The organism is Candidatus Cardinium sp. cBcalN2 (assembly GCF_022810445.1).
In the GTDB taxonomy this organism is placed as follows: Bacteria; Bacteroidota; Bacteroidia; order Cytophagales; family Amoebophilaceae; genus Cardinium.
This window is the reverse complement of sequence record NZ_JAACGD010000171.1, coordinates 1-457: the sequence shown is the minus strand read 5'-3', so window position 1 is coordinate 457 and position 457 is coordinate 1. Positions and strand designations below refer to the sequence as shown.

The following is a 457-nucleotide window of genomic DNA, read 5'->3' as shown; positions in this document are numbered from 1 at the left end:
TTTTTTCTTAATAAAAAGTAACCCACAAATCCTTTATTGCTTATCGATACAATCAACAAGTTGTTTGTTCCGGTTTACGTACTCCTCAATTTTTTTTGAATCTTTGCCATATTTATGCTCAAGGTAGTCAAAATGTCTTTTATAATTTACGTACCTACCAACCTGTTGTGGATCTTCATGATATTGCTCCTTAACATAAGCAAATAATATAGAACGAAGTGTAGCGGCATATCCACAGTTCCCTAGTGTACGGTCAATATCTATCGCAATAACACCCAATTGATTAGGCCGTAAGCGATCAGGTAGTATATTTAAGATAAACTTAAACATTTCACTTCCTTTTCTACAAAAGGTGGAGCATTGGATATAACTATTATTCAATAATCTTGCTAAATACTTATTTTTAGGTAGATGATTACCTACAAATAGAGAAGACCAGATGGCATTTTCTTTGAAC

The 457-nt window shown here is 32.8% G+C and carries 1 protein-coding gene; it reads right to left on the bottom strand.

What is annotated here, in order from left to right; all coding sequences use genetic code 11:
* Nucleotides 1-33: 33 nt before the first annotated feature.
* On the bottom strand, nucleotides 34-457 hold a 424-nt coding region (locus MUW74_RS04155), incomplete at its 5' end, for a hypothetical protein (protein ID WP_243553099.1).